The 13661-nt window shown below is 68.6% G+C and carries 13 protein-coding genes; 6 read left to right on the forward strand and 7 right to left on the reverse strand.

Going from position 1 to position 13661, the window contains the following annotated elements:
• The first annotated feature begins 97 nt into the window (after window positions 1-97).
• The 3 genes from ACZ54P_RS26575 (at window position 98) to secA (ending at window position 5057) form a co-directional block, all read left to right on the forward strand.
• Entirely contained in the window at window positions 98-748 is a 651-nt protein-coding gene (locus tag ACZ54P_RS26575; protein ID WP_465464283.1) for a ComF family protein, read from the forward strand.
• Between the two features lie 543 nt (window positions 749-1291).
• Window positions 1292-1978, forward strand: coding sequence for a ribosome hibernation-promoting factor, HPF/YfiA family (hpf, locus tag ACZ54P_RS26580; RefSeq protein WP_465464284.1), 687 nt, complete (start codon window positions 1292-1294; stop codon window positions 1976-1978).
• 250 nt (window positions 1979-2228) lie between these two features.
• A complete protein-coding gene (gene secA, locus ACZ54P_RS26585; protein ID WP_465464285.1) occupies window positions 2229-5057 on the forward strand; it encodes a preprotein translocase subunit SecA in 2829 nt (942 codons plus the stop codon).
• A 55-nt stretch (window positions 5058-5112) separates the two neighbouring features.
• Here secA and ACZ54P_RS26590 read toward each other — a convergent pair whose 3' ends face one another.
• Window positions 5113-5631 carry an Rv3235 family protein gene (locus tag ACZ54P_RS26590; protein ID WP_465464286.1) on the reverse strand — a complete coding sequence of 173 codons (519 nt, stop codon included), beginning with the start codon at window positions 5629-5631 and terminating at the stop codon, window positions 5113-5115.
• A 90-nt stretch (window positions 5632-5721) separates the two neighbouring features.
• Here ACZ54P_RS26590 and ACZ54P_RS26595 point away from each other — a divergent pair, with 90 nt between their 5' ends.
• Window positions 5722-6162 carry an HAD-IA family hydrolase gene (locus ACZ54P_RS26595; RefSeq protein ID WP_465464287.1) on the forward strand — a complete coding sequence of 147 codons (441 nt, stop codon included), beginning with the start codon at window positions 5722-5724 and terminating at the stop codon, window positions 6160-6162.
• Here ACZ54P_RS26595 and ACZ54P_RS26600 read toward each other — a convergent pair.
• Window positions 6159-6932 (reverse strand): TrmH family RNA methyltransferase, encoded by a 774-nt coding sequence (locus ACZ54P_RS26600; protein WP_465464288.1) that lies wholly within the window; start codon window positions 6930-6932, stop codon window positions 6159-6161. The genes ACZ54P_RS26595 and ACZ54P_RS26600 overlap by 4 nt on opposite strands.
• 34 nt (window positions 6933-6966) lie before the next feature.
• Here ACZ54P_RS26600 and ACZ54P_RS26605 point away from each other — a divergent pair, with 34 nt between their 5' ends.
• Window positions 6967-8373 carry a WS/DGAT/MGAT family O-acyltransferase gene (locus ACZ54P_RS26605; RefSeq protein WP_465464289.1) on the forward strand — a complete coding sequence of 469 codons (1407 nt, stop codon included), beginning with the start codon at window positions 6967-6969 and terminating at the stop codon, window positions 8371-8373.
• A complete protein-coding gene (locus tag ACZ54P_RS26610; RefSeq protein ID WP_465464290.1) occupies window positions 8370-8861 on the forward strand; it encodes a DUF6912 family protein in 492 nt (163 codons plus the stop codon). Before ACZ54P_RS26605 ends, ACZ54P_RS26610 begins: the two co-directional genes overlap by 4 nt.
• A 92-nt stretch (window positions 8862-8953) precedes the next feature.
• On the opposite strand, the gene ACZ54P_RS26615 is transcribed toward ACZ54P_RS26610, so the two are convergent.
• From ACZ54P_RS26615 to rsgA, 5 genes are all read right to left on the reverse strand, one after another.
• Entirely contained in the window at window positions 8954-9838 is an 885-nt protein-coding gene (locus tag ACZ54P_RS26615) for an NAD-dependent epimerase/dehydratase family protein (RefSeq protein ID WP_465464291.1), read from the reverse strand.
• A 60-nt stretch (window positions 9839-9898) separates the two neighbouring features.
• The gene (locus ACZ54P_RS26620) at window positions 9899-10699 is read right to left on the reverse strand and encodes an SCO4651 family lipoprotein (RefSeq protein ID WP_465464292.1); all 801 of its coding nucleotides are present in this window, start codon (window positions 10697-10699) and stop codon (window positions 9899-9901) included.
• 72 nt (window positions 10700-10771) lie between these two features.
• Window positions 10772-11452: an SCO4651 family lipoprotein gene (locus tag ACZ54P_RS26625; RefSeq protein WP_465464293.1), complete on the reverse strand. Its 681-nt coding sequence runs from the start codon at window positions 11450-11452 to the stop codon at window positions 10772-10774.
• Window positions 11453-11662: 210 nt separating this feature from the next.
• Complete coding sequence (locus tag ACZ54P_RS26630; RefSeq protein ID WP_465464294.1) at window positions 11663-12559, reverse strand: SCO4651 family lipoprotein; 897 nt, start codon at window positions 12557-12559, stop codon at window positions 11663-11665.
• 61 nt (window positions 12560-12620) lie between these two features.
• Window positions 12621-13631 carry a ribosome small subunit-dependent GTPase A gene (rsgA, locus tag ACZ54P_RS26635; protein ID WP_465464295.1) on the reverse strand — a complete coding sequence of 337 codons (1011 nt, stop codon included), beginning with the start codon at window positions 13629-13631 and terminating at the stop codon, window positions 12621-12623.
• Between the last annotated feature and the right edge of the window lie 30 nt (window positions 13632-13661).

Consider the following 13661-nt stretch of genomic DNA (forward strand, 5'->3'; position numbering starts at 1 on the left):
TCATGACCGGTCACCTTCGGCTCCGAACCGTCCAAAGCGGACCTGTCACGACACAAGCCGTCCCGAAACCGTCGGTGCCCCCGAAGACACTCGCCCCATGTCCGAAATCCTGGATCTCCTCATTCCCGCCCGTTGCGCCTCCTGCGGTGTGCCCGGCGCCGCGTGTTGCCCGGCCTGCCAAGCCGTTTGGGGTTCGCTCAGCGAGACAATCCGCGCCCCGACGGCCGGTCTCGTCCCCGTCTACGCCTTGGCCCGCTACGCCGACGAAGCCCGCCGTCTGATCCTCGCCTACAAGGAACGCGGCCGACGCGATCTCGCGCCGTCCCTGGGCCGAGCTGTCGCCGAAGCCTTGCCGCAACTCCCCACGGAGCAGAACGCCGGATGGTGGCTCGTCCCGGTCCCGTCGAGGCGGCACGCCTCCCGTGTCCGAGGTGGACCGCATATCCAACGGGTGGCCGACGAGTGCGCGAAATACCTTTCGCACAAGGGGAAACGAGCGACCGTGGCACCCGTGCTCGGCCTCAAGGCCGGCGTCCGCGACGCCGCGAGGCTCACCAAGGCCGAGCGGGCGGCGAACCTGGACGGACGTGTCCGCCTCGCCTCCGAAGCCGTCCCGCCGAAGGGGACGCCGGTCATTCTTCTTGACGACGTGATCACAACCGGAGCGACTGTCGCCGCTTGTACGAAACTTTTGGACGCAAGCGGAATTCACGTTCACGCCGTGGTCGCACTGGCCGCCGCCGGGTGATCACACGGTCACCTACAAGAGTGATGAATAGTCGGGAACGAGAATGGGTACAAGGGCGTTGACGGGATATGAGGAAGCTACCGAGGAACACTCCGGCAGCCCGCCACTCCACGGGGGTGGCGGCGGATTCCCCGGGTAGCGTCACCCTCGGCTTTTTCCTGTCCGAAGGCTTGCGCCGTCCGCGTGAAAACAAAGCACGGGGACGACGCCCGACAGGCCGGATTGTCCCGCTGTCCACCACTCCGTCGTCGCGTGCGGTGACGAGGTCTCACGTCCTGACATCCCCCGGCTCGGGGGCTGTTGCTCGCGGCGTGATGCGGCTAACGTGCAGCGCTATCAGCAATCCCGGCAGGCAGGGAGGTGACCAGCCCATGTCCCTGGCGCCGGAGCCGCGCTGAGTCCGCGCTCGGACATCCGCCACGAGACGTCGTGACCGCATGCCGAGTTCTCTCACCGCCCGCGAACCGGGCTTCGTCCCCGCTTTACCGGCGCCCTAGTGAACACATCTACAGCTCGCAGTCATTTCAGCGAGGGAGGTCGTGTATGGACATCGTCGTTAAGGGCCGCAACGTGGAGGTGCCCGACCACTATCGGGCACTCGTCAGCGAAAAGCTGGCCCGGCTAGAGCGCTACGACAAGAAGGTCATCCGTTACGACGTGGAGCTCTTCCACGAGCCCAATCGCCGGCAGTCCAAGAACTGCCAGCGGGTCGAAATCACCGGGAAGGGACGGGGCCCCGCCGTACGCGCTGAAGCGTGTGCAGGCGACTTCTACGCAGCGCTGGATTCCGCACTCAACAAGCTCGAAAACAGATTGCGGAAGACACACGACCGACGGCGCGTGCACTACGGCCGCAGCCGCCCGGAATCCGTCGCCGAGGCGACTTCGATCGCGGTCGCCGGTGGGAGCACCGACACCCGACATCTGGCAGGCACCGCTGTCCTCGAAGCGCCGGAGGCCGAATCCAGGGCCAACGGTTTCGCTGTCGAGAGCGGTGACGACTTCGAGATGCCCCAGCAGCGCTGGGATGACGGGGTGACCGAACATCAGCCCGGTCGCGTCGTCCGCGAGAAGAAACACGACGCGGTACCGATGACGGTGGACCAGGCCCTCTACGAGATGGAACTGGTCGGCCACGACTTCTACCTCTTCAACGACTCCGACGCCGGATGCCCGAGCGTCGTCTATCGGAGGCGAGGCTTCGACTACGGCGTCATCCGGCTGAGTTAGCCGGCCCCTCCGACCACCACAACGTCCACGACGGCGGCCCGCACGTGTTCGCGTGCGGGCCGCCGCCGTGTCCGGATCGGGCGCGATACGACCCCGCCCCGTCAAGTACCGACAGACGGTGCGTGCGCGAACACCGAGGTGTTCCCTACGATGGGGGTCGGACGGTGGTGCGGTACCAGGTACCACCGCGTACGAGATTGCCCGGGACCGGCTCGGGTGCGATCACGAATCAGCTAGTGAGGTCGACCGGATGGTGCTGAACCGCCTGCTCCGCGCGGGCGAGGGCAAAATGGTGAAGCGGCTGCGCAACATCGCCGATCACATCAACACCCTCGAAGACGACGTCAAGGAACTTTCGGACACGGCGCTGCGGGCGAAGACCGACGAGTTCCGTAAGCGGCACGCGGACGGCGAGTCACTCGACGACCTCCTGCCGGAGGCGTTCGCGGTGGCGAGGGAGGCCGCCTGGCGCGTGCTCGGCCAGCGGCCCTACGACGTCCAGCTGATGGGCGGCGCCGCGCTGCACCTCGGCCAGGTCTCCGAGATGAAGACCGGTGAGGGCAAGACCCTGACCCAGGTTCTTCCCGCGTACCTGAACGGGCTGTCCGGCAAAGGCGTGCACGTCATCACGGTGAACGACTACCTCGCCAAACGTGACGCCGAGTGGATGGGCCGCATCCACCGCTTCCTCGGCCTCGAGGTCGGGATCATCCTGGCCGACCAGACCCCCGATGTCCGCCGCCGTCAGTACGCCGCCGACATCACGCACGGCACGAACAACGAGTTCGGCTTCGACTACCTCCGCGACAACATGGCGTGGAGCCTCGAAGACTGCGTCCAGCGCGGCCACAACTTCGCCATCGTCGACGAGGTGGACTCGATCCTCATCGACGAGGCGCGGACCCCGCTGATCATCTCCGGTCCGGCGGACCAGTCCTCGCGCTGGTACGTAGAGTTCGCGCGGATGACGCCGCTGATGAAGCCGGACATCCACTACGAGGTGGACATCCGCAAGCGCACCGTCGGTGTCACCGAGAAGGGTGTCGCCTTCGTCGAGGACCAGCTCGGCATCGAGAACCTCTACGAAGCCGCGAACACGCCGCTGGTCGGCTACCTGAACAACGCGCTGAAGGTCAAAGAGCTCTACAAGCGCGACAAGGACTACATCGTCCGCGACGGCGAGGTCCTCATCGTCGACGAGTTCACCGGCCGCATCCTGCACGGCCGCCGCTACAACGAGGGCATGCATCAGGCGATCGAGGCCAAGGAAGGCGTCGAGATCAAGGCCGAGAACCAGACGCTCGCCACGATCACGCTGCAGAACTACTTCCGGCTCTACGACAAGCTGTCGGGCATGACCGGTACCGCCGAGACCGAGGCGGCCGAGTTCCACCAGACCTACAAGCTGGGTGTGGTGCCGATCCCGACCAACAAGCCGATGGTCCGCGCCGACCAGGCCGACCTGATCTACAAGACCGAGCAGGCCAAGTTCGAGGCCGTCGCCGAGGACATCGCCGAGCGGCACGAGAAGGGCCAGCCGGTGCTGGTCGGCACCACGAGTGTCGAGAAGTCCGAGCACCTGTCGAAGCTGCTCCTCAAGCTGGGTGTCCCGCACGAGGTCCTCAACGCCAAGCACCACGACCGGGAGGCGCTGATCGTCGCCCGCGCGGGGCGCAAGGGCGCGGTCACGGTCGCCACCAACATGGCGGGCCGCGGTACCGACATCGTGCTCGGCGGCAACCCGGACATCATCGCCGACGAGGTGCTGCGTGAGCGCGGCCTCGACCCGGTGGAGCACTCGGAGGAATACGAGGCCGCCTGGCCGAAGGTGCTCGAAGAGATCCAGGCGGAGGCCAAGGCCGAGGCCGAGGAGGTTCGCGAGGCGGGCGGCCTGTACGTGCTCGGCACCGAGCGGCACGAGTCCCGCCGGATCGACAACCAGCTCCGCGGTCGTTCCGGCCGTCAGGGCGACCCTGGCGAGTCCCGCTTCTACCTGTCGCTCGGCGACGAGCTCATGCGCCGCTTCAACGCGTCGATGGTCGAGCGCGTCATGACCACCATGCGGCTGCCGGACGACGTGCCGATCGAGCACAAGATGGTCTCCAAGGCGATCAAGAGCGCGCAGACGCAGGTCGAGCAGCAGAACATGGAGATCCGCAAGAACGTCCTCAAGTACGACGAGGTCATGAACGAGCAGCGCAAGGTGATCTACGAAGAGCGCCGGCGTGTCCTCGAGGGCGAGGATCTGCGCGAGCAGATCGAGCACATGCTCGTCGACGTCATCAACGCGTACGTCACCGAGGAGACCTCTTCGGGTTACGCCGAGGACTGGGACCACGAGAAGCTGTGGACGGCGCTCAAGACGCTGTACCCGGTCGGGGTCACCTGGGAAGAGCTCACCGAGGATGACGACCTCGACGCCGAAAAGCTTCGTGAGGCGCTGCTCGAGGACGCCCATCGCGCGTACGACCAGCGCGAGGCCGAGATCGACGCCAAGGTCGGCGAAGGCGCGATGCGCAGCCTGGAGCGTCAGGTGATGCTGACCGTGCTCGACCGCAAATGGCGCGAGCACCTCTACGAGATGGACTATCTCAAGGAGGGCATCGGCATGCGGGCCCTGGCCCAGCGCGACCCGGTCATCGAGTACCAGCGCGAGGGCTACGACATGTTCCGCGCGATGCTGGAGTCGCTGAAGGAGGAGGCCGTCGGCTTCCTGTTCAACCTCCAGGTCGAGCAGGCCGAGCCCGCCACGCCGTCGCCGGAGTCCGCCGCCGCGCTGCCCGCCGGTGTCGCGTCCGGGAACGGACAGGCCAACGGCGACGGGCGCCACGCCCGTCCGACGCCTCCGCAAGGTCCGGCGACCGACACCGAATCCGTGCCGTCGGCCTTGCGTGGCAAGGGCCTCGGCGGCGGTTCGCGGTCCGGGCTGACGATGTCGGGCCCGTCAGAGGACGGTGGCGTCGAGTCGCATTCGGACAGTGCCGCCGGCGACGCCGGTGACCAGAGCGGGACCCGCCGGGAGCGTCGCGCCGCGCAGCGCGCCTCTCAGAAGAAGGGCAAGAAGGGCCCGCGCCGCTAAACGCGGCCGAAAAGGGGGCCTTCTCCGCGCAGGACGGCGGAGAAGGCCCCCTTTGTCATGCCGTCAGGCGAAGCGTGGAAACGCGGCGCGGCGGCTTCAGCAAATGGAAGCGGGTGCACACCCAGCCGGTCGGCGTCCGCTCGAAGCGCGCGGCCAAGGCGAGGCAGCGGCTGTTCTGCTCGACGGTCGCGCAGGCCTCGATGACCCCGTCCGCCGGATGACACAGGTGGATCGACTTCGGCCGGTAGCCTCCGGGCGGACGGCGACGGGTGCGGTCGAGCAGCGCGCGGTGGAGCGCCGGGTCGAGGATCGGCTGCACCTGAACCGCCGGACGGCGCCCGTCGCAGGCTTCGAGGATGGTGGTCAGCAGCCTGCCCACCTGCCGCCCGTCCAGCGCGTCGGGTTCCTCCTGCCGAGGCACCGGTGTTCGCGTGGGCTCTCCGCCGGGCAGCGGCAGGTCCAGCACGAGCTGGTTGTCCGGCGGCGGTACCCGGTGTGTCAGCCGATCCGGGCGGGTCGTGGTCCGGTAAGGCGGTTCACACGGTTTCAGCCGTCTCAGTACGTACGAAGCCATCAGGTCGTCCCCCTTCGCGGCCCCCTCGGCCGCGCCCAGCAATTAAGGGGCTCGCGGAGGTCGGCAAGAAGACAGGAACCGCCCGACAGGATGAAACGGGCGGTAAACGCTTGTGGCCGGCCGGGGTACCGTGGGCTGGTGCTGAACGGGCTGGTCGTCGACTACGTCGGGGTGCTCACGGACGCCGACGCGGACCAGCTGTACGCCTTCCTGCGGGCCGCCAGGGAACGCGGCATCAAAACGGCCTTGCTCTCGAACGCTCCCGGCGCGTCGGACGAGGCCAAACAGGCACTGGACCCGTTCTTCGACGCGCTCGTCTTCTCCGGCGAGGTCGGCGTCGCCAAACCCGAGCGCGAGGTCTACCTGCTCACCGCCGGACTGCTCGACCTGCCGGCCGACCGGTGCGTCTTCGTCGACGACGCCGCGCACAACGTCCGCGCCGCGGTGGCGGCCGGGATGGCGGGGGTGCACCACACGTCGGTCGAGGAGACGCTGACGGAACTCAGCGCCCTCTTCCCGGCAGACCGCTAGCCCGCCGCACCGCCGGCCCGCCGGACCAGCTCGAACGACAGCACGGCGGCGGCCGCGGAGACGTTGAGCGACTCCACCTCGCCCGGCATCGGGATCGACACCCACTCCGTCACCAGCTCGCCGACGTCGGCGCTGACGCCGTTCGTCTCTCCGCCCAGCACGAACGCCGCGCGCTGCGGCAGCTCGACGTCGAACACCGAAGCGCGTGCCGAAGCACCCAGCGCGTAGATGCCGTACCCGGCTTCGGTCAGCATTTCGGCGGCTTCGCGCGCGCTGCCGCAGCGCAGCACCGGCGCGCGGAACGCGACCCCGGCGGAGGCCTTGACCACCATCGGGTCGAGGGCGGCGACGCCGCGTCGCGGCACCACGACCCCTTCCAGCCCGGCGGCGGTCGCCGTGCGCAGGATCATGCCGACGTTCGCCGGGGTGGTGATCCCGTCGAGCAGCAGCACCCGCGACGGCGGCCTGCCGTCGGACAGAGCGGCGTGCAGCGACCGCATTCGCGGCGCGACGACGTCGGCCAGTACGCCTTGGTCCTGTTTGCCGTTGCCCGCCAGTACCTTGACGCGGTGCGCGCTCGCCCGCTGCACGGGTACTCCGGCGGCCTTCGCGGCGCGCTGGATTTCGGCGGCGTTGGGCCCGCGCACGGTGTCGGCGAGGATCACCTTGTCCACCTCGAGCGCCGCGTCGTCCAGTGCTTCGAGCACCGGTTTCCGCCCGTACACCGTCAGGAACCGGTCCTTCGGCGAAATCACCGACTCATCACCCACACCGGCGAGTGTCCCACTATGTAAGGATCGGCTCATGCCCGACCGCCTCTCCGCGCTGGACGCCTCGTTCCTCTACGTGGAAGACCACTCGACCCCGATGCACGTCGGCGGCGTGGCGATCTTCGAACGGCCGCGCGACGGCGTCACCTACGAGCAGCTGCTGGACCTGATCGGGCAGCGCCTCTCGTTCCTGCCGCGCTACCGGCAGCGGGTGCTGGAAGTGCCCGGTCACCTCGCCCGGCCGGTCTGGGTCGACGACGTCGACTTCGACCTCAACTACCACGTCCGCCGGTCCGCGCTGCCGCAGCCGGGTTCCGACGGCCAGCTGTTCGACCTCGTGGCCCGGCTCATGTCGAGGCGGCTCGATCCGGGGAGGCCGCTCTGGGAGGCGTACTTCGTCGAGGGGCTCGCGGGGGACCGCGTCGCGCTGGTGACCAAGACGCATCAGTCCGTTGTGGACGGGCTGGGCACCATCGAGCTCGGACAGCTGATCCTCGACGCCACCCCGCAGGAGCCGGATCCCTTCGAAGACAACTGGCATCCGCGCCGCGAGCCGAGCCGTACGCAGCTGATCCTCGACGCGGTCGCCGAGACCGTGCAGCGCCCGACCGAACTGGTCGAGAACGTCCGGTCCATCGCCCACGACGCCACCGCGATGGCGGGCAAGGTCACCGAGACGGTCGGCGACGTCGCGTCGGCGCTGAAGACGATGGTCCATCCGGCGCCGTCCGGGCCGCTCAACGTCCGTACCTCCGGTGGCCGCGTGTTCGCCGTGGTCCGCACGCGGCTGGAGGACTTCCGCAAGGTCCGCGCGGCGCACGGCGGCACGGTCAACGACGTCGTGCTGGCCGCGGTCACCGGCGCGCTGAGGGAATGGCTGCTTTCCCGCGGTTCGAACCTCACCGCGACGACCACGTTGCGCGCGCTGGTCCCGATGGCCGTGCGTGACGCCGAGACGGCCGAGTATTCGACGCCCGCGCTGGTCGGGAACCAGGTCGACGCCTACCTGATCGACCTCCCGGTCGGCGAACCGAACGCCGTCCTGCGGCTGCAGCACATCGGCCACGCGATGGCGGATCACCTCGACTCCGGCCGGTCGGTCGCCGCGCGCGGGCTGCTCACGGTCGGCGGCTTCGCGCCGGCCACGCTGCATTCGCTGGGCGCGCGGGCCGCCGGATCGATGTCGGGGCGCATCTTCAACGTGCTGATCACGAACTCACCGGGCCCGCAGGTGCCGCTCTACGCGGGACAGGCGAAGATGGTGGAGATGTTCCCGGTCATGCCGCTGGTGCGCAATCAAGCGCTGGCGATCGGGGTCACCTCGTATCACGGGGGTGTCTACTTCGGACTGAACGGCGATCGCAAGGCCGTGTCCGATGTGGACCTGCTCGCCGGGATGATCGAGGAATCGTTGGAAGAGCTGAAGGGTGCGCACTGGTGAGGGTCTATCTACCCGGGACGATCGCGATGCTCCGTGATCTCGAAACCGCCGGTGAATTCCGGGCGCGCAGCGGCACCGGGTTCGCGCTGACCCCGGCGCTGCGGGAGTCCTACGCCAGCGGGTCCGACGAGGAACTCGAGTACGCCGCGCTGCTCGACGCGGCGAGGGCGTCGCTCCGGCTGATCGCGGCCGAGGAGAAGCCCGAGCCGCGACGGGTGGTGATCTCGGCCGACATCGACGACGTCACGCTGCGCCCGGATCTCGACGCCGCCGTCGTCCGGCTGTCCGGTCCGGTGAAGATCGCCGACGTCGCCGCGATCCACGTCGACGCGGCCGAGGCCGCCGAGTCCGTACAGGCCGCCGCCGCTGTGATCGACGAGGCGGACCTCGGCGACCCGGACGCGGAATTCACCCTCGGCGACGCCGAAGACCACGAACTCGCCTGGTACGCGCCCCAGGAACTCCCTTTCCTGCTCGAACTGCTCTGACCCCCTCCGCCCTCACGCGTTTCGTCCTCTGAATGCGGTCCTTGCACACGCAACTACCGCATTGAGAGGACCAAACGCGCCAGGGGAGGGAGCTAGAACCAGGAGGGGCCGGGTACCGGGCGTTCGGGGCGCCATCCGGTCGCCTCGGTGAGCCGGGTGGAAACGACGCGCTGTGAGCGCGCCAGTACCGACATCATGCCCAGCCGGTTCGCCAGCCACTTCGGCAGCGCGTGTGCCCGCCGGACCCCGGCCGCGGCGGCCATCGCCGCCCCGAGTTCCTGTTTCCGCACCGGATCCGCGGCCAGGTTGTAGACGCCGCTCGGCGCCCGCAGTGCCGCGATCGCCCCCGCCGCCGCGTCGTCCGGGTGGATCGGCGAGGTCCAGTCGGTGCGGCTGCCGATGATCAGCGGCGAACCGCGCCGCGCGGCGGCCAGCATCGTCTTGGTCATCGCGTCGTCGGCGACCAGTGACCCGATCCGCAGCCGGATCGCGGTGCGGCCCTCGTCCGCCAGCTCCGCGACGTTCGCGTGTGCCACCGTCGAGGACGCGATGTTGGCGCGAAGCGCCAGAGGCGCGTCCTCGTCGAGTTCGCGGTCGCCGCCGTCGGCGTAGACGAACGAAATCCCTTCCTGAACGACGACTCCCACCTCGTCGACCCGTCGAACGGCGGCCGCGAGCGTCCGGCTGCCCTCGATCCGCACGCGGTCGTTCTCCGCCCAGCCGGACGGCCTCATCGCCCGGCGAGCGTCCGGGATCCGGGTCGCGACGTTCACCACCGCGTTGTGCCCGCGCAGCGCCGCGGCCAGGGAATCGACATCGAACAACGAGCCCGTCACCGGTTTCGCGCCGGTCCCCCGCACGGCCGCGACCCGGTCCTCGCCGCGGGCCAGCCCGCTCACTTCGTGGCCCTCGGCCAGCAGACGCCGCACCAGGGGCCGCCCCAGGACACCCGTCGCCCCGATCACCATCACACGCATGTTCGTCCCTCCTGTTCACCTTCACGAGAGGGACGAGACGCGCGCGAGGAACGTGACAGATCAGCCTGCCGGAATTTCGCCGATCTGGTCCGGGGGCGGCGACTGGATATAAAGAGGGCCCTGCGTGCCCCACTCGGTGTAGCGCGTGACGATCCTGGCCATCGCGCTGTCCGGGGCACCCGAAGCGGCGAGGACGGGGGCGAGGTCGAGCATAACCTGCAGCGGCTGGTGCGCGTCGTCGAGCCAGAGCTCCATGGGGAGCTTCCCGAGCTTGCCGCCCAGTTCCCCGACGGCCTCGGCCGACAACCCGGCGGGCAGATCGCCGCCCAGCGCGGCCACGTCGATGTCCAGCCGGTAGCGCTCGGCGGACACGCCGTCGAGTTCGGTGTGCCCGGACTCGGTGAGGGTGCCCGCGCGCCGGATCTGGTCGAGCGCGCGGCCGGGATCGTTCTGCTTCGCCAGCTGGTCGATACTGCCGCCGGCGACCTGCGAGAACGGGTCCGCGCCGTCAGCGGACACCTTGACCCACGGCTTGCCGCCGGGAACTTCGTCACGGGCACTCTCGGGCACCTTGGCGAAGACGATCTTGTCGACCATCCGGAGTTCGAGCGGTTCGCCGAGGAAGTCCGTGGTCATGACCAGCGCGGTACCCGCTCGCGCGACCCGCGCCTGTCCCTGGCTCTTCGAGCGCATCGCACCCGCTGTGACATCCGTGGCGAACTTCGCGGCCTTGCCGTCGATGGCGGACGCGGTCCCGTCCGCCAGAGCGCGGGCGTCGGCGAACGCGACGGTTCCGCCGTCACAAGCGCCGAGCAGCGCACCGAGCACGAGCACGACGGTGGACAGGGCCGTTCTCCGCATGAGGACCTGCTTTCAAGTGCGGGTACCCAAGCGAAACACAGTCGCGGGCCGCACCCCGATCGGGGGAACGGCTCAGCGGCTGTCGCCGATCGCCTCGGGCGGCGGCGCGATGATCACCACGTCCGAGGCCCAGCTGTCGTAGTTGACCGTCGACTTGCCGAGGGTGACCCGCACCGGACGCTGCTCGGCGTCGAGCCACATTTCGGCAGGCGCACCGCCGAGGTCGAGGACGTAGTGCGTGGCGGCTGTGCCGTTCACGTCGGCCTGCTCGGCTTTGACGACTTTGCCGGATTTCGAGATCCGGTCGATCGTCCGCGTCGGATCCATCGTCTCGACGACCTTGGTCATCAGCTCGCCGTTGGCCGCGGAGATCGCGTCCTTGCCACCGGCGGTGATCTTGACCCATTCCTTGCCGGTCTTGAGTTCCTGGAGCTGCGCGTCGGACAGGCGGTAGTAGAGGACGCCGTCGGCGAAGATCAGATCCCGTTTCTCACCGCCGATCTCGGCGACCATGGAGAACTTGCTGTTCGGTCCTTCGTAGAGCCCGGAACTGGTCACCACGACCTTGCGGCCGTCCTCGGCGGTGGTCTCCAGCGCCACCTTCGACGAGCGGGCCTTCTGTGTGCCGGCGGCGGCGACCGAGGCCAGCTGAGCCGCGTCAGTGGCCGGCTTCGTCACCGGTTTCTCTTCCCCGGAACAGCCGCCCAACAGCAGGATGGCGGTACAGACGGCGGCGAATCCGGTGGCACGCATAGGACTCCCTCGGGTGAATGGTCTGTACCACCACCGTAGCCAGAGAACGGCAGCGCGTGAAGGCCCCCTTCACGCGGCTGAGCCGAGGAAACTCGACCTTCACACCTTCCCCCAGAACGTGATGGCCCCCTTCCTTGCGCTAGGCGCAAGGAAGGGGGCCATCACGTACTTCACGCCAGCGCGGCCGCTAACCACGGCTGCGGCACGCGCCTACCGGCCGGCCTTCTTCATGATCTCGGCCAGGTCGCCGACCTGCTCGGCGGGCGGGGCGGTGATGGTGATCGGAGCGCCCCAGTCGGTGTACTTGACGGTGGACTTCGCCGTGCCGTCTCCCGGAACGCCCATGGCCTTCATGAAGGCGGTCTGGTCCATGGTGACCTGCAGCGGGAGGTTTTCGGCGTTGAGCCACAGCTCGGTGGGGATGGTGACGTTCTTCCCCTTCAGCTTGGCGTCGAGCTGCTTCTGCGCGTCGGCGGGGAGCGGCACGCCCGCTTCACTCACGATGAGTGCGATCGCCTTCTCGACCTCGATGTCGATGACGTAGTGGTTGGTCAGCTCCCCGTTCAGCTGGACCTGGTCGGACTTCGTGATCTTCCCGGCCTTCGAGATCTGCTCGAGGGTGCGGGACGGGTCGCTGTCCTTGACGGCCTTCGACATCATCTTGCCGAGCAGCTGCGAGATCGGATCCTGGCCGTCGGCCGAGATCTTCACGTACTCCTTGTCGGTTTTCATCTCCGCCTTGTCGGCGGCGTCGAGCTTGAAGTACATGGCCTTGTCGATGAAGACCATTTCCATCTTCTTGCCGTCGCTGTCCACGACCATCGAGAACTTGCTGTCCGCGCCGTCGTACAGGCCCTGGCCGGTCACGGTCATGGTCTGCCCGCCGGCGGCGGTCTCCATGCTGACCTTCGACGACTTGGCCTTCGCGGTGCTCTCCTTGGTGAGAGCGGCGAGCTGGATCGGGTCGCCGAGCGGTGACGAGAGCGAGTTGCCCGCCTCGGTCTGGGCGGCGGGAACGGCCGCTCCGGTCGGCTTCTCGCCACCGCAGGCGGACAGCGCCAGGACGGCGGCCGCGGTGACGGCGGTGAGTGTGGTTGCGCGCTTCAAGTGAACCCCTCAGAAAAAGTTGATCTAATCCGAATGGGGTATCGCGCCAGCGTGGATTTAGTTACCGCTCGTCGTCATGCCCGGCTCGGGAGCCCAAAAGGCGACGCAAGGAGCCCAGTCGCTCCGGGCTGGCGTGACCGTCGGTGACCACGTCGTCGAGTGCGCAGTCCGGATCCGACGGCGGTCCGAGGTGGCCGCAGCCGGAGGGGCACTCCTCGGCCGCCTCGGCGAACTCCTCGAACGCGAGCACGATGTCGTCCGCGGTCACGTGGGCGAGGCCGAACGAGCGAATGCCGGGGGTGTCGATCACCCAGCCGCCGCCGGGCAGCGGGAGCGCGACCGCCGCGACCGACGTATGCCTGCCCTTGCCGACCGCGCTGACCACCCCGGTCGCCAGCCCGGCGTCCGGCACCAGCCGGTTGACCAAAGTGGACTTCCCGACCCCGGAATGCCCGACCAGCGCGGTGACCCGGTCCTTGAGCCGTCCGGTCAGTTCGTCCGGGTGCTCGTCGTGCCGGGTGACCACGGCCGGGATGTCGAGGCCCGCGTAACCGGCGAGGAGTTCGTCCGGGCTCGCGAGGTCGGCTTTCGTCAGGCACAGGACCGGCTCGAGTCCGCCCGCGTAGCAGGCGACGAGACAGCGGTCGATGAAGCCGGTGCGCGGCGGCGGATCGGCCAGCGCGGTCACGATCAGCAGCTGTTCGGCGTTGGCGACGACCACCCGTTCGTAGGGATCGGTGTCGTCCGCGGTCCGGCGGAGCACGCTGGAGCGTTCATCCACCCGGATGATCCGGGCGAGGGTGTCCGGCTTGCCGCTCACGTCGCCGACGATGCCGACGGTGTCGCCGACGACGACCGAGACCCTGCCCATCTCGCGGGCCCGCATCGCGGTGACCACCCGGTCCGGATCCGAGTCGATCGCGCAGGTCCAGCGCCCGCGGTCCTTCCCGATGACCATCGCGGTGGAGGCGTCGGCGTGCTCGGGGCGGCGTTTGCTGCGCGGTCTGGTGCCCTTGCCGGGACGGATCCGCACATCGGATTCGTCCAGCCTGCTCCAGTCCTTGCCCGACAAACCGCCTCCTGCTCTTCGCACATCGCGGAA

This window comes from Amycolatopsis sp. NPDC034160 (genome assembly GCF_055575355.1).

Bases quoted from the DNA above. Each gene is read 5' to 3' on its own strand.
- ACZ54P_RS26575 (WP_465464283.1), top strand. From the start codon at position 98: ATGTCCGAAATCCTGGATCTCCTCATTCCCGCCCGTTGCGCCTCCTGC.
- ACZ54P_RS26595 (WP_465464287.1), top strand. From the start codon at position 5,722: ATGAAACGGGCGGTAAACGCTTGTGGCCGGCCGGGGTACCGTGGGCTG.
- ACZ54P_RS26620 (WP_465464292.1), bottom strand. From the start codon at position 10,699: ATGCGGAGAACGGCCCTGTCCACCGTCGTGCTCGTGCTCGGTGCGCTG.
- secA (WP_465464285.1), top strand. From the start codon at position 2,229: ATGGTGCTGAACCGCCTGCTCCGCGCGGGCGAGGGCAAAATGGTGAAG.
- hpf (WP_465464284.1), top strand. From the start codon at position 1,292: ATGGACATCGTCGTTAAGGGCCGCAACGTGGAGGTGCCCGACCACTAT.
- ACZ54P_RS26605 (WP_465464289.1), top strand. From the start codon at position 6,967: ATGCCCGACCGCCTCTCCGCGCTGGACGCCTCGTTCCTCTACGTGGAA.
- ACZ54P_RS26590 (WP_465464286.1), bottom strand. From the start codon at position 5,631: ATGGCTTCGTACGTACTGAGACGGCTGAAACCGTGTGAACCGCCTTAC.
- ACZ54P_RS26625 (WP_465464293.1), bottom strand. From the start codon at position 11,452: ATGCGTGCCACCGGATTCGCCGCCGTCTGTACCGCCATCCTGCTGTTG.
- ACZ54P_RS26615 (WP_465464291.1), bottom strand. From the start codon at position 9,838: ATGCGTGTGATGGTGATCGGGGCGACGGGTGTCCTGGGGCGGCCCCTG.